We start from the raw sequence: 23,365 nt of genomic DNA, 5'->3' as shown, positions 1-23,365 counted from the left end.
GTCATGGCTTTTCTTAATCTCAAGCATCTGAAAAAAAGCTTCGGCGCCAATACGGTTGTCCACGAATTCAACCTGGCTGTCGAAAAGGGCGAATTCGTCTCGTTCCTCGGCCCATCGGGCTGCGGCAAGACAACCGTGCTGCGCATGATTGCCGGATTTGAAACGGCGGATCAGGGCGCAATTGAAATCGACGGAAAAGACGTCGTTGACCTTAAGCCAAACCAGCGCAATATCGGCATGGTCTTCCAAGCCTATGCACTGTTTCCAAACATGACCGTCGCGCAGAACGTCGCGTTCGGTCTTCGCGTCTCTGGCAAATCGAAAGCCGAAATCGATGCAACCGTCAAAGAAATGCTTGGTCTGATCCGGCTTGAGCATCTTGCGGATCGTTATCCTTATCAGATGTCCGGCGGCCAGCAGCAGCGTGTGGCCTTGGCGCGTGCGCTTGCAACAAAGCCGCAAGTGCTTCTGCTCGACGAACCACTGTCAGCGCTCGATGCGAAAATCCGTATTTCGCTGCGTCAGGAAATTCGTGCGATCCAGCAGAAGCTCGGCATCACCACGGTTTTCGTAACGCACGATCAGGAAGAAGCACTGTCGATCTCTGACCGTATCGTCGTCATGCATGAAGGCAAGGCAGATCAGATTGGAACGCCTTTCGACATTTATAACCGCCCTGCATCACGCTTCGTCGCTTCCTTTGTCGGCACGCTCAATATGCTTGAGGCATCAGTCGCCGAACCCGGACAGAACAGCATTGAGCTCGACGGGCGCATGATCAAAGTGAATGAAGAACTTGGTCATCACGAAAAGGGAAAAGCGATTACCCTGGCGCTGCGTCCGGAAGCAGTCAGTCTCGAAGCGCGCAAAAGCCACGATACGTCGCTTGATGCGACCATCCAGGATGTGCATTTCCTCGGCTCGGTTATCCGGACACGTGTAGCACTTGGTAAGAACCAGTTGTCCTTCGATACGTTCAATGATCCGACACACACTCCGCCGCAGCGTGGTGATAAAGTGACAGTGCATTTTGCGGCCCATGATTTGCTCGTTCTGGCCGATTAAAGCGCACCGCAAAAAGCATAAAGTGCGCTTAAAACGTGCTTTTAACGCCAAAAACCAACAAAAAAGCCGCCAAAACTGGCGGCTTTTTTGTGAAACCTGTGTTCAACTGGTGTCAAAAATACGCCTCTTTTGTGGTTACGCACATTTAGAGGGATAAGTTTAAGCACTTAGTTGCCCCATGGACCATGGAAATCGCCATCTTTGTCGATGCGCTTGAAGCCATGTGAACCAAAGAAATCGCGCTGACCCTGAATGACATTGGCTGTCCCCTGCGACTGCGTAAAGCCGTCGAAATAGCTCAATGCAGAACCAAGTGCCGGGAGCGGCAGACCTGCGAGAGCTGCCTGTGCAACGACTTTTCGAAGGCCCTTCGATGCCTTGCCCATGCGTTCAACAAAAGCAGGAACCAGCAGAAGATTCTCGATTTCCTGGCCTTCAAAAGCCTGCGCAATATCGTCGAGGAACAGCGAACGGATGATGCAACCTTCGCGCCAGATGCGGGCGGTTGTTGCAAGCGGGATGTTCCAGCCATGTTCCTTGGACGCTGCGGCCAGAACGGCAAAGCCCTGTGCATAGGCAACGATCTTGCCCGCCAGCAGCCCCTGCTCCAGATCAGCAAGAAACTGCGCCTGATCAGCAATATTAAGCGTGCGCGGTGCCGGCTTATAGGCCTTTTCAGCAGCTTCACGTTCCGCTTTCAGCGAAGAAATCGAGCGTGCGTCGACCGCTGCTTCAATGCCCGTTGCAGGAACGCCGAGCATCTGTGCTTCAATCGCCGACCAACGTCCAGTGCCCTTCTGTCCGGCCTGATCGAGGATCATGTCGACCATTGCCTTGCCAGTTTCAGGATCCGTGGCTTTCAGAACTTTTGCTGTGATTTCAATGAGGTAGGAATTGAGCGGACCCGCATTCCACTTCTCGAACACATCACCGATAGCAGGCGCGGAAAGGCCAAGACCGTCGCGCAAAATGCCGTAGATTTCGGCAATCATCTGCATATCGGCATATTCAATACCATTGTGAATGGTCTTTACGAAATGACCTGCGCCATCCGGCCCAACCAGCGCACAGCAAGGCTCGCCTTTATATTTTGCAGCCGCAGCCAGAAGAATCGGCGCGATACGATCATAGGCTTCCTGCGTGCCGCCAACCATCATTGATGGGCCATGACGAGCGCCTTCAGCGCCTCCCGATACACCCATGCCGACAAAGGTTGGATCGTTGGGGCCGAGCGCCTTGAGGCGGCGCATCGTGTCACGATAGTCGGAGTTACCGGCATCGATCATGATATCGCCCGGCTCAAGATAGGCCTTGAGGCGCGTTGTTTCGGCATCAACGGGTGCGCCAGCTTTGATCAGGAAAATGATTGGACGTGGTTTGCGGATATTGTCAGCCAGTTCTTCAAAAGTGGCGCAAGGGATAATCTTGTCACGCAGCGCGCCTGCTTTTTCGACGAATGCTTGCAGGACGGGCTCGTCGCGGTCATAGACGGCTACCGTGTAGCCCTTCTCGGCGATGTTCAGCGCAAGGTTCGAACCCATAACGCCGAGGCCGACCATTCCGATATCTGCTTTTTCCATTTTTTGCCCTTTTGAAACACAGCCATCCGGCTTGTCATACAGAATTAGAGAGCCGACAGACTGGACTGTCTTGGCTTTGACTTTCGCACTCTATAGCGCCAGTCTTTATCCTATTTCTGGATGATCTAGGGCATATGACGCAAATTTGATAGGCCTTTTTCTAAAAAACTAACCGATTTAAATGCTCAGACCTTTTCCAGTTTCGCGTGCGGCAACGGCGGAAGTTCAATCTCGATAACATCACCGGCCCGCACATTTCCGCCCGCTAGAACGATCGACATCACACCTGATTTTCGTATCAACACGCCATCTTCCGTTTTATCCAGCACAGCGTTCAAAAGTCCCTTCTCATATTTCTCAATCTGCGAGCAAGGATTGCGCAACCCCGTGATTTCCAGAACCACATCATTACCGATTTTGAGAATCGCAGATTTTGGCAGTGCGAGCAGATCAATGCCGCGCGTCGTGATGTTTTCACCCAGATCGGCGGGTGAAATATTAAACCCTTTGCCAGCCAACTCTTCAAAAAGCTCGGACTGAATGAGATGAACCTGACGCAGATTGGGCTGTGTTGGATCAGCTCTCACGCGCGAGCGATGCTTAACCGTGACGCCCTTATGCGCATCACCCTCAACACCCTCTCCCGCAACAATGCTGATCTCTGAAACAAGCTGTTTCGAAAAGCGATGCTTGGCGTCACGCGCAACAGCTACAACAATTCCACTCATATTTTTACCTTGATCCCATGAAGATGCAGACGGCAAGCAAAGCCGGTCGTAATCGCGCATATCATGCGATATACAACGCAGAATTGACAAGGGTATCGCGAAGGGGTTGGCGGTAAAATCATGACGAGCAAATACAACGGCAAGAGTTTTCGCTGGGGCATCTGGGGAACAGGCACAATTGCCAATGCGTTTGCCACCGATATTAACGCAAGCACCGATATGTGCGTAACCGCCGTTTGCTCGCGCTCGCTAGAAAGTGCCGTAGAGTTCAAGAACAAAATTGGCGCAGATCACGCGTTTGATAATGCAGCGGCATTTCTAAGCAGCCCCGATTTCGATGCCGTCTATATTGCCACGCCAAACGCGATGCACGTGCCACAAACGCTACAGGCCATTGCTGCTGGCAAAGCATGCCTCACCGAAAAACCGCTGACGCTCGATGCAGACGGCGCAAACGCGATTTCAGCCGCAAGCCAGGCGCATAACGTCTTTGCCATGGAAGCAATGTGGAGTCGCTTTCTGCCAGCGATCCATGCCACCTGTGAACAGGTCAAAGCCGGGCGCGTCGGAACAATCAAGCGCATCGAAGCCGACCTCTCCTATTTTCGTGAAGAAGACCCGAAAAGTCGCTTTTTTAATCCGGCCTTGGGCGGTGGCGCCGCCTTCGATCTCGGTGTCTATCCGGTTTCACTCGCTCTCAGTTTTCTGGGCCTGCCTGATGCTGTGAGCGGACGCTGGACAAAAGCAAAGAGTGGCGTCGATATGCGGACGGAAATCACGCTGAACTATGCAACTGCCACAGCTGAGATCTCATGCGGTTTTGACCGGGACGGTCAAAACCAGATGCTGATTGAAGGAACAGACGGCGCAATCCTCATTCATGCACCATTTCTCAAAGCACAGCGTTTGACGATTTTTTCCGCAAAAGTGCTGAATTCAGCCCTTGGTCCGAAAGGACCGGGCGGGGTGATTGGCAAGGTGCTTAACCGTCTGCCACTTCCGGGCAGAATTGTGGAGCATCATCCATTTTCTGGCAATGGCTTGCAGTTTCAGGCGCAAGCCATGCGCGATGCCGTGACACGCGGCAAGATTTCAAGCCCGATCATGCCGCTTGAACACAGTGCTGCGGTGGCAAATATCGTTAGCACTGTGCTTGCTCAAAAGCCAAACTAGAAGGTGCTCTGCACCTTATAGGACGCTGCATTTTCTCCGGCATTGTTGAGTGCAAGAGCAACTTCGGTGATGTGCAGCGCCACCGCACCGGAGAAAAAGGCCGTCTTACCGGTTTCAATGGCGCACGCCTGATCAGCCACGCCACGCATGAAATCAATCTGGGATGGAAATGAAGGCAGGCTTAACGCATCGCCTTTTGGATAGGCGAGCTTGCTGCCGACAGCCGGTTTCCATGGCAAAGTCTTGCCGAGTTTGGCTTCCAGCCTTCCAAAGACACGCGACAGGATAGAACGCTTTCGGTCCGTTGATTCAAGCCGGACCGCCGAACGGTTATCCCAGAGATCATCGACCGTGATGGAACCTTTGTCGGCCACGATTGTCAGGCTGCGGTCCTTCGGCATTGCAAGGCCGGACGTGAGACGTGCAACAAGACCGGATTTAAACCGCAGGCAACCGACCGAGAAATCCGGCGCCATGTGCAGATGCTCTGTTCCCGGTCCCTTGTTCTGGAAGGCGATAGAAGAGAAGGCGGTAACGCTTTCAACGGGACCAAAAAGCGACACAAGCCATGAGAGCGCATAGCCTGCATGTTCCAGTGTGCAACCGATCTCGAACTCGTGCAGACCAGGCCATGGCGCGCCCGATTGAGAGCGCCATGTCGCCCATTTGTCGCGAAAAACCGGGCCGTCTTCCATTTCGGCATAAACAAGACGTGGCGTGCCGATCTCGCTCATTGAACCTGAAACCAGCTTCTGCGCGTCACTGAGACCATTGGCTGGTGCGGCTGCCAGTGTTAGTCCGTTAGCGGCTGCAAATTCGACAAGCGCCTTGGCATCATTGAAATCCATGGCCAGCGGTTTTTCGGAATAGACATGCTTACCCGCCTCAAGAGCGGCGCGCGAAATCGCATAATGATTTTCCGGCGTCGTCAGATTGAGGACAATCTGAACGTCTTTATCGGCCAGCACCGCATCGAAGCTCTCATAAGCACGGACATTGTAATGCGCAGCAAAAACTTTCAACCGCTCATCCGAACGATCAAAAACCCCAAGCAGCTTTAGCTGCGGGTAATTGCGAAGCGTCGTCATGTAGTAATCGGACACAAATCCGGTGCCAACAATTGCAATATTCATGAAAAGCTCCGCTTGGGTATGGTGACTTTGGCCGTCATCCGCAGACCAAAAATTGCAAAAACGAGCATGAGCCAGACAGGATCCATGCGACGGAAAAAGAAACTTTCCAGCATCGCATTCAGCGTGCCGAAAAAGACGAACATCAGGAAAAAATCGGCAAGCAGCAGGTTTTCACGTGTTGGTCTGCACCGCATATAGTTCACAAGCGGCATAATGATAATGACAACAATCGCACAGATGAGGCCAATAAGACCCATCGAAAGCGTAATATCGAGATAGCCATTATGCGCATGGACAATGCCGCGTACATCCCAATCCAGATAATAAGGATTTGCCGCTTCTTTTGCGGCACCGGTACTCCAAAAACTTTCAAACCCGAACCCCGTCCACGGCCGACTATGCAAAGCTTCAATCGCAAAGGCCCAGATCGACGTTCTCCCCGTAAAGGTCGGATCAACTGAGACCTTCAAAACCATTTGATGGAGTGGTTCAAACAGCACCGTTCCAATTGTGAACAATGCGAACATCAATTGAATGACAAAAATCATCAGCGGCGCAAGTCCACGAAGGCCAAACAGGCCCGGCCCAACGACCAACAGCATGGCGAAGGGCACCAGTGCCACCGTAGTTTTAGAACCTGTATGCGCGACAAAGAACAATGCCAGTAACGCAATCACGGCTCCACTGATGCGCCAGCCCCGCCGCCACAGATAAATACCTGCGAAAGCAAAAGTGGCCATAACCGGCCCGGCAATGTTCTTATGTGTAAATACGCCACGCCAGAGGAAAGAATTCTGTGGCTCGACGGCATCAGCGCCATGTGTGCCGAGATTGGGTAAGAGCACCACACCCGCATAGGAGACAATGATAACGATCGACGCCACAATAAGCAGCATCCATGAATAGCTATCTGCATCCTGTGGCAAAGCAAGCACCGCGATGATTGCGAGCACACCGATCAATGTCAGCATGATCCCGCGAATGGCCGTTGACGGATCAGGGCTGACAAAGGCTGAGGCCAGAAGAATAGCAAACATCAGCACCCAGCCGATGCTAACCAAGCGCACGACCTTTCCAGGCTGCGCAAACATGGCCAAAGACACGAGCGCGACGGCCCCAACAATGCCAAAGCCTAGCTGATTAATCGTATCACCAGCTGGTTGACCATCCGTAACCACGACCGGCGTGAACGGGCGAAACGAAACCAGAAGAATGCACAGAATCGCCGTAGCGATGACGAGCGCTATTTGGCGCATCGCCATTCGCGTCGGATCGGAAGCACTATTATGCGTGCCTGTCCGGGTTGCGATACCGCTCATTCAGATATCCAAGCCAAATTACGCAACAACAGCTTAACTCTCACACTGAAGACAAGCTGTTATTTTCTTTGAGTTTAGAAAATCCATACAATCGAATTGATTGGAGAATCGTTAAACTTCATAAGTTGTTGCTTATTTGGGGGCTCGTACAGCTGTTTCCCGCAAGATAAGCTCAACTGGCCAAAGCTCGTTAACGTCCGACGCAACGCGGCCATCCAGCATATCCATCAACAGATCGGCACAGCGCTTGCCAGCAGCACGCATGGAAGAGCGTGTGGCAGTAAGCGAAGGGACCATATTGTCTGCACTTAGGAAGGAGATAACGTCATCATGAGCGATGACTGAAAGGTCTTTGCCAATTGTCAAGCCGAGCGACCGCGCTGCGCGATAAATACCCAAAGCCGTCATCATCGAACCTGCAACAAACGCTGTTGGCCGGGGATTTCGCTCCAGCAATTTTTTGGCAAGGCGATAACCGACCTCATCGGTGAAATCGCCATGTTCAACAAGCTCTGGATCGAAGACAACGCCTTTTTCTTCAAGCGCCTTGCGATACCCTGCATCGCGGTGAAGTGAGAAAGTAAAACCATATCGCCCATTGATCATGGCGATATGCGTGTGGCCGAGATCGAGCAAATGTGCGGTCGCACGATAAACCGCGCCTTCATTATCGATGTCCAGCCACGCATGCGGAATATCAGTGTCCGAGCGTCCATGGACAAGAAACGGCATGCCGAGTTCATGCAATAATCTTATGCGTTCGTCATTTGGTTTGGGCGACGTGATGATAATCGCATCGACCCGCCTGCTGGTTGCAAGCCTGCGGCAGAGCTGCACCTCGTCGTCAGTGCCAGTGCTTGCCGTCGGACTCACCAGAATATCGACCTCATCGACACTCAGACGCTCAGCCATTCCCCGCATGAATTCTGCAAAGTGAAACTCACTGTTGCGCCCCATCACAACGCCAATTGCTCCGGCACGGCCAGTCACCAGCCGTACAGCATTGACATTCGGCCTGTAGCCAAGGCGGACAGCTTCGTCCATTACGCGCTTGCGTGTGCTTTCGGCAACCTCCGGATAACCGCTCAGCGCACGGCTGACAGTAGTGGCAGAGAGACCGACTTGTTTGGCAAATTCGCGAAGTTTCATGTGGGTTATCGATTTAGAGACATATGAGGCAGACGATTATTGCAGAGTTGCAGCTACTAATATTTGGCATATCCAGAGTTGATTGTAACGACAATGACGAATTTTGAAAGCGCTTTCAATATTTTTGAAAAACTTATCGTGAATCATCACGCGATTGCATCGCAGAAAACAAAGCTCCGCTTTTCATACACATTGTTATAGCATTGAATTCAAATAGTAAAAGCTTATAAAATTAATTCTTGTTGAGCTACAACAATGAGTGGGTTGACAGAAAAGCTCTCGTCTGCAACCTTTTCTCTATCCAAACCGTTTTCGATTTTATCAAACCGCTTGCAGAATGGATGGGAGGAGGAACCAATGAAAAAGATAACCAGTGCTCTGGCAGCATGTGCAGTTTTTGGGCTGGCAACGACGTTTGCTCAGGCTGACGAGATTTCAATTGCTGCAAACTCGACCGGCAATAACATCAAGTTTCTACAGGAACAGATTTCCAAATTTGAGAAAGACACTGGCCACAAGGTCAACATCGTTGCGATGCCGTCGTCCAGTAGCGAGCAATTCAGCCAGTATCGGTTGTGGCTTGCGGCAGGCAATGCGGATATTGATGTTTATCAAACGGATATCGTTTGGGCACCACAGCTTTCGGACCAGTTTGTCGATCTGAAAGAAGCAACAAAAGACGTCACTGGCACGCATTTCCCATCGATCATCGCATCGCAGACAGTAAACGGCAAACTGGTCGCACTGCCATTTTATACAGATGCACCAGCGCTGTTTTATCGCAAAGACTTGCTGGAAAAATATGGCAAGCCCGTCCCGAAAACATGGGATGAAATGACGACGACCGCCAAAGAAATCATGGATAAAGAGCGTGCCGACGGCAAGGCTGATCTTTGGGGCTTTGTGTTCCAAGGGAATGCTTATGAAGGGCTGACATGCAACGCACTTGAATGGGTTAAATCGTCAGGTGGTGGTCAGATTGTTGAAGCCGATGGAACAATTTCGATCAACAATGAACAGGCCGCAGCAGCCCTTGATCGCGCAAAAGGCTGGATCAATTCCATATCACCACAGGGTGTATTGGCTTATCAGGAAGAAGAGTCGCGCGGTGTCTGGCAGACGGGGAACGCCGTCTTTATGCGCAACTGGCCTTATGCTTATGCACTCGGAGATAATGACGATAGCGCAGTTAAAGGCAAATTTGACGTCGCGCCTCTGCCAGCTGGCACGGAAGGTGAAGCGCCCTCCTCTGCACTGGGTGGCTGGAACCTGGCTGTATCCAAATACTCAACCAAGCAAGATGCTGCGGTTGAACTGGTGAAATATCTCGCTTCACCGGAAGTGCAGAAAGTGCAGGCCATCGAAATCTCGCGTCTCCCGACCATTGAATCGCTCTATGATGATCAGGAAATCATCGCAGCACAGCCATTTATGGCCAACTGGAAACCGATATTTCAAAACGCAGTACCGCGCCCATCGGCAGCCACCAAGGTGAAATATAACGAGGTTTCTGCCAAGTTCTGGAATGCTGTCCACAAGACCCTTTCTGGCAATGGCACCGCGGCTGAAAACCTTGAATTGCTTGAAGTCGAACTGACAGAACTTGAAGGTTCTGGCTGGTAAGCACTGTTCAAGCGGCGTTCGGATTATGGTCCCAAGCAATCCGAACGCATTTTTCCCAAGCGAGAAAGTCCCAGAGGAAAATCATGACGGAGACCTCTCTTGATGGTTCAAGGGTGGCATCGGGGAACCGACGCCACTCGGACCTCCACAAGCAGCGAATTCGCTCGGCCTGGTTGTTTCTTGCACCGACACTGCTTGTCTTGGCGCTCGTTGCCGGATGGCCGCTGCTCCGCACTATCTATTTCAGCTTCACCAATGCGTCGTTGACGAGCTTAGCGACAGCTGAATTTGTCGGCTTCAAGAATTACCTGACATGGATCACACTCAAGAGTGGCAAAACCGTCTATCGCGGGCTTCTCGTTGATCCGGCATGGTGGGGGGCAGTCTGGAATACCATCCGTTTCACCATTTTCTCCGTCAGTCTTGAGACTCTATTCGGCCTCATCGTGGCATTGGTGCTAAACGCGCAGTTTCGTGGCCGTGGGCTCGTCCGCGCAGCCATTCTCATCCCATGGGCGATACCGACTATTGTTTCGGCCAAAATGTGGGGCTGGATGCTCAACGACCAGTTCGGCATTCTCAATCACATTCTGCTTAACCTCGGCATCATCAGCCAGAAGATCGCCTGGACGGCAAATCCTGATACGGCGATGATTGCGGTTCTGATTGTGGATGTCTGGAAAACAACGCCCTTCATGGCGCTGCTTATCCTTGCGGGTTTGCAAATGGTCCCATCAGACATTTATGAAGCCGCAAAAATAGATGGTGTCCATCCAATCAAGGTTTTCTGGCGCGTTACACTGCCACTTATCCGCCCTGCACTGATGGTAGCCGTGATTTTCCGTATGCTTGATGCATTGCGCATCTTCGACCTGATTTACGTACTGACGCCGAACAACGCTCAGACAAAAACAATGTCGGTGTTTGCCCGTGAAAATCTCTTCGACTTCGACAAGTTCGCTTATGGGGCGACAGCGTCTACGATGCTTTTTCTCATTATCGCAGCGATCACAGTCCTCTACATGTTTTTTGGACGTGTAAACCTCAGCGGCAAGGGAGAGTAGCATCATGCATTATGTGAAAAGCCTTAGCTTTTATCTGCTGGTTGCGTTCATCATCCTGATTGCGGTGTTTCCGTTTTACTATGCGATCATCACGAGCTTCAAATCAGGGACGGCGCTATTTCAGGTCGATTTCTGGCCAGAAAGCTTCTCGGTCGCCAATTATACGGGCGTGCTGACCCATGGAAGCTTCGTTCAAAGTCTAGGAAACTCGCTTCTTGTTGCAACGGTTGTGGTCCCAATCTCGCTACTGCTTGCCGTGACTGCCGCCTATGCGCTGGCGCGCGTTAATTTCCGTGGCCGCGGGTTGTTGCTGCTGACCATCTTGTCGGTCTCGATGTTCCCGCAAATTGCGGTGCTGGCCGGCCTGTTTGAACTGATACGCTTTCTCGGCATCTTCAACACGCCGCTTGCGCTCATTTTCTCTTACATGATCTTCACGCTGCCATTCACCGTCTGGGTGCTTACCACTTTCATGCGTGATCTACCTGTCGAGATCGAAGAAGCCGCAATTGTCGATGGTGCCTCATCATGGGTGATTATTACGCGCGTTTTCATGCCGCTGATGTGGCCCGCTCTCGTCACAACCGGGTTGCTCGCGTTCATTTCTGCATGGAACGAATTCCTTTTCGCGCTGACCTTCACCTCTTCAGCAGGGCAGCGCACGGTTCCGGTCGCCATCGCACTTCTGTCTGGCAGCAGTCAGTTTGAAATTCCATGGGGCAACATCATGGCCGCATCGGTCATTGTCACCGTTCCTCTTGTTGTCCTCGTTCTCATCTTCCAGCGGCGGATCGTTTCCGGTCTCACGGCTGGCGGTGTCAAAGGCTAGGAGTTTAACCAATGGCCGAACTTCAACTGCGCAATGTGCGCAAATCTTTTGGCAATTTTGACGTCATCAAGGGCGTCGATCTCGACATCCGCCCGGGCGAATTTATGGTCTTTGTCGGACCGTCTGGCTGCGGAAAGTCTACACTGCTGCGCCTGATCGCGGGTCTCGAGGAAATTACCGACGGCGAATTGTCCATAGACGGAACGGTGGTTAACAGCCTCAGCCCATCCAAGCGTGGCATTGCGATGGTGTTTCAATCCTATGCGCTTTATCCGCATATGACAGTGTATCAAAACATGGCCTTTGGTATGCAACTTGCCGGAAAAACCAAGCAGGAATGCAAAGACCGCATTCAAAGTGCCGCCGAGATGCTGCAACTCACCCCCTATCTGGAGCGTCTCCCCCGCCAGCTTTCCGGTGGCCAGCGTCAGCGTGTTGCCATCGGTCGCGCCATCGTGCGAGATCCCAAAGTCTTCCTGTTCGATGAACCTTTATCCAATCTCGATGCAGCCCTTCGCGTAGCAACGCGGCTTGAAATCGCAAAGCTCCATCAGAGCATGGAAAACACCACCATGATCTATGTGACCCACGACCAGGTGGAGGCTATGACACTGGCTGATCGCATCTGTGTTTTGCGTGATGGCCGTGTAGAGCAGATCGGAACGCCGCTCGAGCTTTATGAAAAGCCGAATTCGCTGTTCGTCGCCGGGTTTATCGGATCACCCAAAATGAACTTCCTGACTGGCGACCATGCGGGAGGTTTCAATGCACACACTATCGGACTGCGCCCTGAACACCTTAAAATTGTGCCAAAGGATGGACGCTGGACCGGGCGCGTAATTCATACAGAAGTTCTGGGTTCAGACACCTATGTCTATATCGATCTCGGCCTTGAGGAGCCGCTTGTGGTTCGTGAAAACGGCGTGGTATCGCGCAAGTCTGGCGAGACACTTTCCATCTCCCCCTCTGGAGAAAATATTCATCGCTTCGATGAAAAAGGCCGCGCATTTGACGCAGACCTCCCAAGTTCAATGACCAATGCGGCAACGCCAAAACAAGGAGAATAATCGTGCCTATTCGCACTATCGTCTGGGGTGAAAATGTTCACGAAAAGATCAACGAAACCGTCCGCTCGATTTATCCGGATGGTATGCACAACACAATTTCTGCAAGCCTCAATGGCGATGCAGATATTGAAGCGACAACCGCAACCTTGCAGGAGCCGGAGCACGGCCTGAGCGAGGAACGACTTGCGCAAACCGATGTGCTTGTCTGGTGGGGCCATAAGGACCATGGCGGCGTTAATGACGAGATCGTTGAACGTGTTGCGAAGCGTGTGTTTGAGGGCATGGGGCTCATCGTTTTGCACTCCGGCCATTTTTCAAAAATATTCAAGCGTCTCATGGGGACTCCATGCGCTTTGAAATGGCGTGAGGCTGGCGAGCGTGAGCGTGTGTGGGTTGTCAATCGCGGCCATCCGATTGCACAAGGTTTGGAAGAAAACTTCGTCCTTGAAAACGAGGAAATGTATGGCGAGCAGTTCTCGGTGCCAGAACCACTCGAAACGGTCTTCATTTCATGGTTTGCAGGTGGCGAAGTGTTTCGCTCCGGCATGACCTGGCGTCGTGGCGCTGGCAACATTTTCTATTTCCGCCCCGGCCACGAAACCTATCCAACCTATCATGACGCCAATGTGCAGACTGTTCTGCGCAACTCGGTTAAATGGGCTTACAATCCACAACCTGCCTGGACAGGCATTCATACGGCACCAAACGTGCCCGTCGACAAAGCACCAGAACCCATCGAAGAACGTGGCCCGAAACTGCACAAAGCTGGCGAAGCCGGTTATCGCTGAGGTGGATGATGAGGCTTCTTATTCTTGGAACAGGCGGCATGGCAAAAAGCCATGCCGAAGCCTTCAAAGCGATTGAAGGCGTCGAACTCGTTGCCGCTTGCGATGTATCGGCAGAACGCGTTGATGCGTTTTCTGAAAATCACGATATCCAGAACCGCTTCACCCGGCTTGAAGATGCGATTGAATGGGGCGAGTTTGATGCAGCGGCAAATGTCACGCCCGATGCGATCCACCATCCAACAACCTTGGCGCTTATCGGCGCTGGCAAGCATGTCTTTTGCGAAAAGCCCTTGGCGGAAAATTATGCGCTGGCGGCAGAAATGGCGGATGCAGCCGAACAGGCTGGCATCATCAATATGGTCAATCTCACCTATCGCAACGTCGCTCCTCTCCAAAAAGCCCGGGAGATGGTGCTCGCTGGAGAGATCGGCCAGATACGCCATTTTGAAGCATCTTATCTGCAAAGCTGGCTGGTATCAAAAGCATGGGGCAACTGGAAAACCGAAAGCAAATGGCTTTGGCGGCTTTCCACTAAACATGGCTCCAATGGTGTTCTGGGCGATGTCGGCATTCATATTCTCGACTTCGCATCTTATGCCATCGGCAGTGATGTCGAGCGTGCGTCTGCACATCTAAAGACATTTGAGAAAGCTGAGAACAACCAAATCGGCGAATATCAAATGGATGCGAATGACAGCTTTGTCATGAGTGCCGAATATGCCAATGGAGCATTGGGCGTCATCCATGCAAGCCGATGGGCAACCGGCCATCTCAACGAGCTGCGCCTGCGTATCCACGGCGACAAAGGTGCGCTTGAAGTTCTTCACACACCAACAGGCTCAAGCCTGCGCGGCTCGATTGGTGATGATATTGAAACAGCGACATGGCGTGATATTGATGCAGGACAAGTCGAAACGAACTATCAGCGCTTTGCCAGAGCTGTTGCCGATGGCATTGCACTACAGCCCGACTTCCGTCACGCGGCTAATCTGCAACGTGTGCTGGACCATGCCATGAGTGTTGATGGGCCTTTGCCTTCAATTTCCGGTATCTAAACTTCTACATGCGGGCAGCACCTTTTGTGAAGCTGCCCGCATAAAATTTATCAATATGCCAGACCCAAATGCTGCGCAAATGTATCGCCAGCATAGTCAGAACGCAGCAGCCCCACTTCAGACAAACGCGGCATCAACTCATCAAGCGCAAGATGCATTGACGATGTAGAACCGCCGGGCGCAGTGATAAATCCATCGATCGCTCCCGCATCTGACCACTTCTCGATTTCTTCTACCGCATCATCGACCGTCCCAATCACCTGCCAATGTGCCGCGCTGATGACTTCCGGGCGGCGCAAAAGGTCGTTGATATAGAGCGTTTCTTTCAGAAGAAGCCGCTGCAACAATCCAGCGTGAGTTTTACTGCGGGTTTTTTCCGGCGGTGGTGGCATATCCGACGGGCTGATAGGCCGATCTTCAGGCCAATCAGTCAGGTCGAGCCCTGTCATGTCCCGGATATAGGTAATCTTGCGCGTGCGATCGCCGCGCTTATGCGTATCGTGAAACAGCTCCCAAGCCTCTGCGCGTGAAGCGGCAAGATATAGGCTCAAACCGGGAAGCAGGCGAACATCGTCAGCTTTACGACCTTGCGCTTCAGCCAGCGAACGCAAATCATTGCGTAAGCTGGTTGCCGCATCAATATCAGGTGTTGCAGAGAATATGCCATTTGCGACCGAAGCTGCAAAATGGCGTCCCGCTGTTGACGCTCCAGCCTGAAACAGTGGAATTGGAACCTCTCCAAGCGAAGGAATATTGAGCGGGCCTTTGACTTTAAAGAAATCGCCTTCGTGATCTATCGGCTTGATTTGCGATGGGTCGGCGTAATGCCCAGTGACACGGTCGCGCTTCAAAGCGGAGCCCGGAAAACTCCGCCACAACTCTTTCACGATTTGCGTAAACTCTGCGGCGCGCGCATAGCGCTCGTCTGAGGTTGGCATTTCATCAAGACCGAAATTTACATTGCCGTCGAGTGCGGTAACGATATTCCAACCCGCCCGGCCTTTGCTCAGATGATGCAACGACAGGACCTGCCGCGCAACCACATAGGGTGTCATAAAGGTGGTTGAAACAGTGGTCAAAAGTCCAATTTTTGAGGTCTCGCGCGCAAGTGCTGCCATCAGCACAGTGGCATCAAGACTTGCGAAACCCGGTGCCGTTTCCATGATCTGACTGTTGAGAAACAGATTGTCAGGCCGAAATACGAAATCGAGTTTGGCTGCTTCAGCGCGCTGCGCAATATCGACATAAAAATCAGAACCAAACACGCCTTCAATGTCACTGTTGTCATGCCGCCAGCCATCATTGCTCAGCCAGGTTGGGGCGAGAGACATACCAATATGGAGCTTTTTGCGCGCAGTCATGTTTAACTCCGATTTCTTTTCAAGACAAAAACCGCGGGCCGTGAAGCCCGCAGTTGATCAAGCATTACACTACCACTTTAAAAGCTGCCTTTAAGGCCGATGCCAAAAGTACGTGGCATTGTCATGCTTGCCTCTAATCCGCCAATTCCGCGGTTTTGCTGTAAGTAAGTTGGTGTGCGCTCATCAAAAATATTCTTCACAAAACCATAGAGTTGAACTGATTCATGAAAGTCGTAACTCACACGAGCATCCGCAATCGTGTACGCATCAACCATATAGATAGAGGTGTTTGCTATATCCGAATAATATCCATCGGTATGACGAACTTGCCCCGACACGTTCAACTTCTCTGTCGCATCCCAGCTCGCGCCGACGCTGAACATATATCCCGGAGATTTTGCAAACTCGTTGTCCTTGTAGGAATTGTTGCTCGTGATCTCGTCAATTTTCGTCCTGAGAATACCTGCACTGGTTTTCAAAGCAAGATTATCCAGTATCTGATAATCGAGGCCGAGCTCAAGTCCGTAAGCGTGCGCTTTTTCAGCGTTGATTGTATAGGATTGAACAAGGTTATCAGGCAGGACAACAGGAATATTGTACTGCGCATTCTTGAAATCCATATAGAAGACGTTGCTCGTAAGCGTTAGCTTGTCATCAAGCAAATTGGCGCGCGTGAAAAGCTCATAGTTCCAGAGCTTCTCTTCCTCAAAATAATGCCAGTTACGCGAAGAAAGATTAAGAGAAACGCCCCCCGGATTATAACCTTTGCTCACCATGGCGCCGACGGTTAATTCAGGCGTAACCGCGTATGCCAGAGACATCTTGGGCAAAACTGCCGAGAACGTTTCGTCATAGTTCAGGGGTTTTGTTGTCAGCGCTGAAATGCCAACGCGTTCAATGCTATCCTGCTGGAACCGCAAACCGCCGGTTAAAGTCCACTGCTCTGTGATGCGGTAGCTTGTTTCAGCAAAGAGACCGAGATTTGTCTTCGTGTCATCAAATGTCGTGGTTCCCTGAAGCAGGAGCAATTCATCCGATTTTGTATGAGCATAGAAAATGCCTGCAACACCGCTGATCGTGTCTTCCTGATCGCCGTATGTTACACGCGTCTCATTCGAAATATTCTTCTGATTAATATCGGCTTTCCCATAGGTCGGAGTGCCTGTATGGCGATGTACACCGGAAGCCGAGAATTGCGTCTGATTATACAGCTCGAAACCATTTTCCAGATCATAACTGATGTCGAGAATGCCAGTATTGGTGTCCTGTTTCCAGCTTGGCATTGAGGTTGTCGAATGCTCAAGATCTTCAAAATTACCTGAAGAGGCTTCCTGACTAGGGCGATTGCTTCGCGCATGTGAGTAAGTGAGTTTCGCTACCAATCCGGGAATTTCTGCTGGCTCCCAAAGCAGCTTCAGGCGACCAGTGAACGCTTTGAAAGCTTGATCAGTGCCTTCAGTTTGGAAGGCGGGACTGATATAATCGATAAATGTATCGCGCCCCGAATAGTCTAATGCCAAACGTGCTGCCAGCTCGTCCTTGTAAATGGGGCTATTGAGCATGATCGACGTGCGCTTGGAATTATAATTTCCAATTTCGACCTGATAAGCGCCTTCGCGTTCAAAGGTAGGATCATTGGTATTGACTATAATCGTTCCGGCAATGGCATTTGCACCTTGGGAGGTGGTCTGAGGACCACGGAACACTTCAATATTGTTTACATCCCAAACAGACGTACCGCCGTAATAAAACTCGTTATAATTCAGATAATGGCCGTCCATATTGATAGTTGCACGCGGAACAGTGCCACCCCAGAATACATTCTGACCATTGTGCGGCCCCTGCGTGTCTTGTCCACGAATAACAGGGGCGCTGACCGTATCTGTGTAAACGACATTCGGCGTACCGCACACAACTTCGGAAACCGAATTGTCGCCTGTCTTTTGGCGACTGATTTCCTTGCCGGTTATGACCGTCACCGAAGAAGCCGTATTTTTGATGTCGCGGGCGACCTTTTCGCCAGTGATGACCAGAGTATCGAGAACCAATCCTTTGGATTCCGTCGTCTTCTGGCGATCCTGTGCGAAAGCGGTCGTTGCAGACATTGCGACCAGTGTCAGTGCACTGACACTATAGAGAAAGCCGCGGGTACAATGAATATTCATAGGTAGCCCCAAAACATGAGTATACATTTCATGTTCTGTTATCTGCGTTATTTCAATTCCGCAATAAGGAATGCGTACCGCAATTCAGTATGAATGCAAGCTGATTTGGGGCTGTTGCTCTTCGGCAACACTTCGAATTTTCACTGCCAATAAGCACAGGGTTGTGCATGTCGTGATCGCATGCGCATTGTGTCGCGTATGATTTTCAACGCAGTTCGCGCTACACATGGCGCCAGCGGAATAGAGAATGACAGATGGGTATAAGCCTGTCTGGCGGGAGGCTAAGCATTTGAAAGAGCAAGATGGCGTTTCGATCAATGAAGCGGAAAGCGTGAGCGATAAACGGTCGGGTACAATTCAGTCTGTATCCATTGCTGCGAAATTTCTGAAGATTCTGGCCAATGCTGAAAATGAGCTTCCGCTTGGCGAAGTGGCCAAGCGTGCAGGCACCGGCGGATCAACCGCGCATCGTTATATGCAGAGCCTCGTCAAGGAAGGGCTTGCAAAGCAAGATCCGGTCAGTGGCTTTTACGATCTTGGGCCAACTGCTCTGAGCATTGGCATTGGTGCATTGAAACGGGTCGATGCTGTCGAAATCGCAGCGCAGCATATGAAGGTTCTGTCGCAGCGCCACGCCATGAGTGGTGGGGTTGCGATCTGGACAGATCGCGGCCCGACTTTGGTGCGCTGGTATCGCAGCGCTTATTTCTCGGTCAATCCTCTGGCGCTCGGTGATACGCTGCCGGTGGACAACACGGCTTGCGGATTAGTTTTCCAGTCCTATCTGCCAAAGAGCAGCATTGATGCGGTGCGCAAGGTGCAGCCCGCGAATTTTCGCGGAACGCCGCCGTCGAAAGCCATTTTGGAAAAGGTGCGTGCAGATCGATGGTATGAGATGACCAGTCACCTCCTATCAAACGTCACGGGTCAGGCGTCCCCCGTGCTCGATGCACAGGGCGAAATCGTGTGTGTGATGACAACGGTCGCCGATCTTGGGCAATTGCGCACCGACGAAGAGCGCCGGGCGCTGTTTCATGAAGCCTGTATGGTCAATGAATCAACCGGCGGATTGCTCGTCGATACAAAGCTGGAGATGCCTGAAGGTTAGGCTACTTCGTCAATGGAGGCACTGCTTTTCGGCACAATCATTGGTGTGCTGGAAACAGGGTCGGCGATGATGACCGATGACAGCCCGAAGACCTCTTCGACCAGTTGTTCTGTCACAATATCGGCGGGCTTCCCCTGCGCAATCAATGCACCATCGCGCATGGCGATCAGATGCGATGCATAACGACATGCATGATTGAGTTCATGCAGAACCGCAACGACAGTGCGTCCCTGCTTGTTCAGCTGGGCCAGAAGATCCAGCAACTCAATCTGATGTGCAATGTCGAGATAGGTCGTTGGCTCATCAAGCAACAGGATTGGCGTGTCTTGCGCCAGCACCAGGGCGATCCAGACACGCTGCCTTTGCCCACCCGACAACTCATCCACCGGACGGTTGGCAAGTTCAGTTATCTTTGTCGACGCCATGGCAAGTGCTACAGCTGCTTCATCGGCTTCCGACCATTGCTGCAAAAATGACTGATGCGGATAACGTCCGCGTGCAACCAGATCAGCAACCGTGATCCCTTCCGGCGCAATCGAGCTTTGTGGCAATAGCCCAAGCCGACGCGCCGTTTCCTTTGCTGGCAGGCTTGCAATGTCACCGCCATCCAGCACAATCTTGCCCGTTGAAGGTTTCAGCAGACGTGACAGCGCCCGCAACAGCGTTGATTTTCCGCAAGCATTCGGGCCAACAATCACCGTAAAAGATGCATCCGGAATAGCCACAGACAGATCCCGCGCGACAGTGCGTTCATCATATTTCAGCGTAACAGTATCGGCGCGAAGGCGATGCTTCATGTCTGGAGTCCTAACGGCTGTAAGTAGAAAATCTGCGGCTCGTCATGATCGCCCCGTATTGCATTGTAGAATGCGTTCTGCAATATGGAGCGCAACATTCATATTTTAGCAAAGTGTCCTCACTAGCCAGAACCGCAGAATAACGATCTCAGATAAGGATCGGTCGTGAAACCCTTAAAAATCATCGCCTCAGTTCTCGTTATGCTTGCAACACTCATGCTGCCGTTTAAAGTTGCCCTCGCCCAAAATGACAGTTGGCCCCGGACGATAAAGCACTATTCGGGCGAACTGACATTAAAGTCAAAGCCATTGCGTATTGTCTCGACCGCGCCGAGCCTGACAGGCATTCTGCTGGCGATCAATGCACCGTTGATTGCAACTACTGCGACCACACCGAGCATTGTTAGTGATGATAAGGGCTTTTTCTCGCAATGGGCTAAAGTTGCTGACGAGCGGGGCGTTGAGGTTCTCTACTCCAATCTCGATTTCGATATTGAAGCGATTATTGCCTTTGAACCTGATCTCGTGATTGCATCGGCAACCGGCGCCGACAGCGTGTTGCAGCATTATCCTGAGCTGAAAGCGCAGGGCATTCCAACGATGGTTGTCAATTATTCCAACCAGAGCTGGCAGGACATTGCAGCCGAAATCGGCAGAGCGACAGGTCTTGAACAGGAGGCCGTGGCAGCCTCAGCCCGTTTTGACGATTATGCCGCCAAAGTGGCCGCAGAAATGGTTGCTCCCAGCGAACCAATTACGATCGTGGGGTATAACATCGGCAACAGCTATTCGATTGGCAAAACTAACAGTGCTCAGGGGCAGCTTCTTCAGGCTCTTGGCTTTAAGGTCGAAGGGCTTCCCGCATCACTCGCCGGACAGGTGACACGCAGTTCGGATTTTGATTTTATCTCGCATGAAAATCTTTCAGCCGCCATTACCGGCAAAAGTGTATTCCTGCTACGTGGTCTTCATGCCGATGTGAACGCATTTTTGAAAGATCCAGTACTAGCCAATCTTGATCCTGTGCAAAGCAAGCAAGTCTATCCGCTTGGCGCGACCTCGTTCAGGATCGATTACTATTCCGGCATTCAACTGATCGATATTGTGGCTGCCAATTTCCGTAAATGATTGCCGAAAACGCCGCTCCCTCCACCGCCTTTAGAGTAACAGCAACATATCTGCGTAAGCGTCGGATGTGGGGGCTGGGTGTGGGTTTGCTGGTGTTGTTTATCGCTATCATTTTGAGCTTTACGCTCGGCTCCCGCACGATCCCACTTGGCGATAGTTTGCAGGCTTTGTGGAAGCCCGATCTGCATAATGATCAACATCTGATCGTTCGCGAATTGCGTATTCCGCGCACGATAGTTGCCATTTTTGCAGGTCTTGCACTGGGCGTCGCAGGCGCAATCATGCAGGCGGTGACGCGCAATCCGCTCGCAGAACCCGGGCTGCTCGGCATCAATTCGGGTGCGGCAGTGGCTGTGATCCTAGGGATCGTGGCATTCAACCTGACAAGCATGGTGCAATATGTCTGGTTCGCTTTTGCTGGTGCCGGTCTTGCAGGCGTGGCCGTGTTCATTCTGGGACAAGCCAATGGCACGGGCACCAATCCAGTGCGTCTGGTGTTGGCTGGTGCGGGGCTTTCCGTTGTGCTGGCATCAATAACCGGCATTGTCATCATCAATGCGCCAACGGACGTGCTGGACCAATTCCGAAACTGGTCGGCGGGGTCGGTTGAAGGCCGAAGCTATGATGTCATTCGGGTATTGGCTGTCTCCGTCGCAATTGGCTTGCTGATTGCTTTCTCGCTTGCGGGCAAATTGAATGCCATTGCGCTTGGCAAAGAACTGGGTGCTGCACTTGGCGTCAATGTCTATGCAACATGGTTCCTGTCGTGCTTTTCGGTCATGCTTCTTGCAGGATCAGCAACAGCGGGCGCTGGACCAATCGGTTTTGTTGGTCTGGTTGCACCCCATCTTGCAAGAACCATTGTCGGGCCAAATTACCGCTGGATATTGCCTTATTCGGCATTGTTTGCAGCAATTTTGTTGCTCGGCGCGGACATTGTAGGGCGCGTCGTCGCCGCGCCCGCAGAAGTCGCAGCAGGGATCATAGCGATGCTGATTGGCGGGCCATTCTTCATCATCATCGTGCGCCAGTTTCGATTGTCAAAACTATGAGCAATCGCCACAGATCCGTTTTCAGACTTGGAAATATCTCTATCCAATGGAGAGCACGCACGCTGGTCGTTTGCGTTAGTCTGATATGTGTTTTGATTGTGCTTGGCATCTTGCACATTGGCACCGGCACGATGTCATTTTCGCCCGGCGAAATCGTAAAAAGTCTGTTTGGAGATGCAACAAACCCGACCGCAGAGCGCATAATCATGCGTGTTCGCTTGCCCCGCCTTGTAACAGCGATTGTCGTGGGGGCATCGCTTGGCATGGCTGGATCGATTTTTCAGTCGATCTCGCGCAATGCGCTCGGCTCGCCCGACATTATCGGCTTTACGACGGGTGCTGCGACCGGAGCTATCGTTCAAATCATTCTTTTTAACGCTGGCCCCTTTGAAACAGCAGTTGCGGCAGTGCTTTCGGGTTTGGGAACGGCCATGATTGTGTTCCTGCTGGCTTTGAAAGGCAGGACGACTGGCGGTTACAGGCTCATTCTGATCGGGCTTGGTGTTGGCGCGGTTCTCTCAGGTGTCAATACTATATTGCTTGTCGCCGGAGATCTTGATCAGGCCGCCTCCGCTCAGCTCTGGCTCGCAGGATCGCTGAATACCAGAACATGGTCCCATGCGATCCCGGCAGTAATTGGCTTTTTCCTTGTTGTTCCAATTGTCATCTATTTTGCTCAACGCATCAGCTTGCTTGAAATGGGCGATGATGCGGCACGTCAATTGGGTATCTCTGTTGAGACAACACGTCTTGCGATGGTGCTTGTTGCAGTGGCGCTCACTTCAGTTGCCACTGCCGCCACAGGGCCGATCGCTTTTATTGCGCTGGCGGCCCCGCAGCTTGTGCGTCGGCTGACACACGCTCCGGGCGTCCCGTTGATTGCGAGTGCGCTGATGGGAGCAGTGTTGCTTGTTGGAGCGGATTTATTTGCGCAGCATTTTCCATTAAACATCAAAATGCCGATTGGACTAACCACAGGCCTATTGGGAGGCCTGTATCTATTATGGATACTTTATAAGAAGAACAAATTTTAATATAATAAATCAAATTGAACAAATATAATTTTTACTGCAATCTTCGTATTTGACATCATTTTTGTTTCTTAAAAACATCCAATAATCCTTAGAATTGGTTCGGGAAATCTGCCCAACTAGGCTCAGTGGAAATTCTGCCTGACTTCG

20 protein-coding genes are annotated in these 23,365 nt (G+C 51.7%); 12 read left to right on the top strand and 8 right to left on the bottom strand.

Translation table 11 applies throughout. From position 1 onward, the window contains the following. The first annotated feature begins 3 nt into the window (after positions 1-3). The gene (locus U2P60_RS04475) at positions 4-1,065 is read left to right on the top strand and encodes an ABC transporter ATP-binding protein (RefSeq protein WP_413571510.1); all 1,062 of its coding nucleotides are present in this window, start codon (positions 4-6) and stop codon (positions 1,063-1,065) included. Between the two features lie 167 nt (positions 1,066-1,232). On the opposite strand, the gene gndA is transcribed toward U2P60_RS04475, so the two are convergent. Then, positions 1,233-2,645, bottom strand: coding sequence for an NADP-dependent phosphogluconate dehydrogenase (gndA, locus tag U2P60_RS04470; protein ID WP_413571509.1), 1,413 nt, complete (start codon positions 2,643-2,645; stop codon positions 1,233-1,235). A 185-nt stretch (positions 2,646-2,830) separates the two neighbouring features. After that, positions 2,831-3,373 carry an MOSC domain-containing protein gene (locus U2P60_RS04465; protein ID WP_313829380.1) on the bottom strand — a complete coding sequence of 181 codons (543 nt, stop codon included), beginning with the start codon at positions 3,371-3,373 and terminating at the stop codon, positions 2,831-2,833. Positions 3,374-3,493: 120 nt separating this feature from the next. On the opposite strand from U2P60_RS04465, the gene U2P60_RS04460 reads away from it, so the two are divergent. Continuing rightward, the gene (locus U2P60_RS04460) at positions 3,494-4,546 is read left to right on the top strand and encodes a Gfo/Idh/MocA family protein (protein WP_413571508.1); all 1,053 of its coding nucleotides are present in this window, start codon (positions 3,494-3,496) and stop codon (positions 4,544-4,546) included. Here the strand turns inward: U2P60_RS04460 and U2P60_RS04455 are convergent. From U2P60_RS04455 to U2P60_RS04445, 3 genes are all read right to left on the bottom strand, one after another. Then, positions 4,543-5,679: a Gfo/Idh/MocA family protein gene (locus tag U2P60_RS04455; protein ID WP_413571507.1), complete on the bottom strand. Its 1,137-nt coding sequence runs from the start codon at positions 5,677-5,679 to the stop codon at positions 4,543-4,545. The genes U2P60_RS04460 and U2P60_RS04455 overlap by 4 nt on opposite strands. Then, positions 5,676-6,998 carry an O-antigen ligase family protein gene (locus U2P60_RS04450; protein ID WP_413571506.1) on the bottom strand — a complete coding sequence of 441 codons (1,323 nt, stop codon included), beginning with the start codon at positions 6,996-6,998 and terminating at the stop codon, positions 5,676-5,678. The genes U2P60_RS04455 and U2P60_RS04450 overlap by 4 nt, the downstream gene beginning before the upstream one ends. A gap of 132 nt (positions 6,999-7,130) precedes the next feature. Next, positions 7,131-8,147: a substrate-binding domain-containing protein gene (locus U2P60_RS04445; RefSeq protein WP_313829378.1), complete on the bottom strand. Its 1,017-nt coding sequence runs from the start codon at positions 8,145-8,147 to the stop codon at positions 7,131-7,133. A 357-nt stretch (positions 8,148-8,504) separates the two neighbouring features. Here U2P60_RS04445 and U2P60_RS04440 point away from each other — a divergent pair, with 357 nt between their 5' ends. The 6 genes from U2P60_RS04440 to U2P60_RS04415 all read left to right on the top strand — a co-directional run bounded on the left by U2P60_RS04440 (position 8,505) and on the right by U2P60_RS04415 (position 14,573). Then, positions 8,505-9,770 (top strand): ABC transporter substrate-binding protein, encoded by a 1,266-nt coding sequence (locus U2P60_RS04440; protein WP_413571505.1) that lies wholly within the window; start codon positions 8,505-8,507, stop codon positions 9,768-9,770. An 83-nt stretch (positions 9,771-9,853) separates the two neighbouring features. Continuing rightward, positions 9,854-10,834, top strand: coding sequence for a carbohydrate ABC transporter permease (locus U2P60_RS04435; RefSeq protein WP_413571504.1), 981 nt, complete (start codon positions 9,854-9,856; stop codon positions 10,832-10,834). Between the two features lie 4 nt (positions 10,835-10,838). Beyond that, positions 10,839-11,663 (top strand): carbohydrate ABC transporter permease, encoded by an 825-nt coding sequence (locus U2P60_RS04430; protein ID WP_413571503.1) that lies wholly within the window; start codon positions 10,839-10,841, stop codon positions 11,661-11,663. 11 nt (positions 11,664-11,674) lie between these two features. Beyond that, positions 11,675-12,730, top strand: coding sequence for an ABC transporter ATP-binding protein (locus U2P60_RS04425; protein WP_413571502.1), 1,056 nt, complete (start codon positions 11,675-11,677; stop codon positions 12,728-12,730). A gap of 2 nt (positions 12,731-12,732) precedes the next feature. Then, complete coding sequence (locus tag U2P60_RS04420; RefSeq protein WP_413571501.1) at positions 12,733-13,518, top strand: ThuA domain-containing protein; 786 nt, start codon at positions 12,733-12,735, stop codon at positions 13,516-13,518. Positions 13,519-13,526: 8 nt separating this feature from the next. Further along, on the top strand, positions 13,527-14,573 hold the full coding sequence (locus tag U2P60_RS04415) for a Gfo/Idh/MocA family protein (RefSeq protein ID WP_413571994.1): 1,047 nt from the start codon (positions 13,527-13,529) through the stop codon (positions 14,571-14,573). Between the two features lie 50 nt (positions 14,574-14,623). Here the strand turns inward: U2P60_RS04415 and U2P60_RS04410 are convergent, their stop codons facing one another. Both U2P60_RS04410 and U2P60_RS04405 read right to left on the bottom strand, forming a co-directional pair. Continuing rightward, the gene (locus U2P60_RS04410) at positions 14,624-15,934 is read right to left on the bottom strand and encodes an NtaA/DmoA family FMN-dependent monooxygenase (protein WP_413571500.1); all 1,311 of its coding nucleotides are present in this window, start codon (positions 15,932-15,934) and stop codon (positions 14,624-14,626) included. 77 nt (positions 15,935-16,011) lie between these two features. Further along, on the bottom strand, positions 16,012-18,099 hold the full coding sequence (locus U2P60_RS04405) for a TonB-dependent receptor (protein WP_413571499.1): 2,088 nt from the start codon (positions 18,097-18,099) through the stop codon (positions 16,012-16,014). A 247-nt stretch (positions 18,100-18,346) separates the two neighbouring features. Here U2P60_RS04405 and U2P60_RS04400 point away from each other — a divergent pair, with 247 nt between their 5' ends. Further along, positions 18,347-19,207: an IclR family transcriptional regulator gene (locus U2P60_RS04400; RefSeq protein ID WP_413571498.1), complete on the top strand. Its 861-nt coding sequence runs from the start codon at positions 18,347-18,349 to the stop codon at positions 19,205-19,207. Here U2P60_RS04400 and U2P60_RS04395 read toward each other — a convergent pair. After that, a complete protein-coding gene (locus tag U2P60_RS04395) occupies positions 19,204-20,004 on the bottom strand; it encodes an ABC transporter ATP-binding protein (protein ID WP_413571497.1) in 801 nt (266 codons plus the stop codon). The two genes, U2P60_RS04400 and U2P60_RS04395, sit on opposite strands and share 4 nt — an antisense overlap. Positions 20,005-20,169: 165 nt before the next feature. On the opposite strand from U2P60_RS04395, the gene fepB reads away from it, so the two are divergent. Genes fepB through U2P60_RS04380 form a run of 3 tightly spaced genes read left to right on the top strand, consistent with a single transcriptional unit; the run spans position 20,170 to position 23,218 of the window. After that, positions 20,170-21,132 carry a Fe2+-enterobactin ABC transporter substrate-binding protein gene (gene fepB / locus U2P60_RS04390; protein ID WP_413571496.1) on the top strand — a complete coding sequence of 321 codons (963 nt, stop codon included), beginning with the start codon at positions 20,170-20,172 and terminating at the stop codon, positions 21,130-21,132. Continuing rightward, a complete protein-coding gene (locus U2P60_RS04385) occupies positions 21,129-22,184 on the top strand; it encodes a FecCD family ABC transporter permease (protein WP_413571495.1) in 1,056 nt (351 codons plus the stop codon). Before fepB ends, U2P60_RS04385 begins: the two co-directional genes overlap by 4 nt. After that, positions 22,181-23,218: a FecCD family ABC transporter permease gene (locus tag U2P60_RS04380; protein WP_413571494.1), complete on the top strand. Its 1,038-nt coding sequence runs from the start codon at positions 22,181-22,183 to the stop codon at positions 23,216-23,218. Before U2P60_RS04385 ends, U2P60_RS04380 begins: the two co-directional genes overlap by 4 nt. The last annotated feature ends 147 nt before the right edge of the window (positions 23,219-23,365 follow it).

Origin of the sequence: Brucella sp. H1_1004, from assembly GCF_047308065.1 — a bacterium.
Taxonomy (GTDB): domain Bacteria; phylum Pseudomonadota; class Alphaproteobacteria; order Rhizobiales; family Rhizobiaceae; genus Brucella; species Brucella pseudogrignonensis_B.
This window is presented reverse-complemented; position numbering and strand designations above follow the sequence as displayed.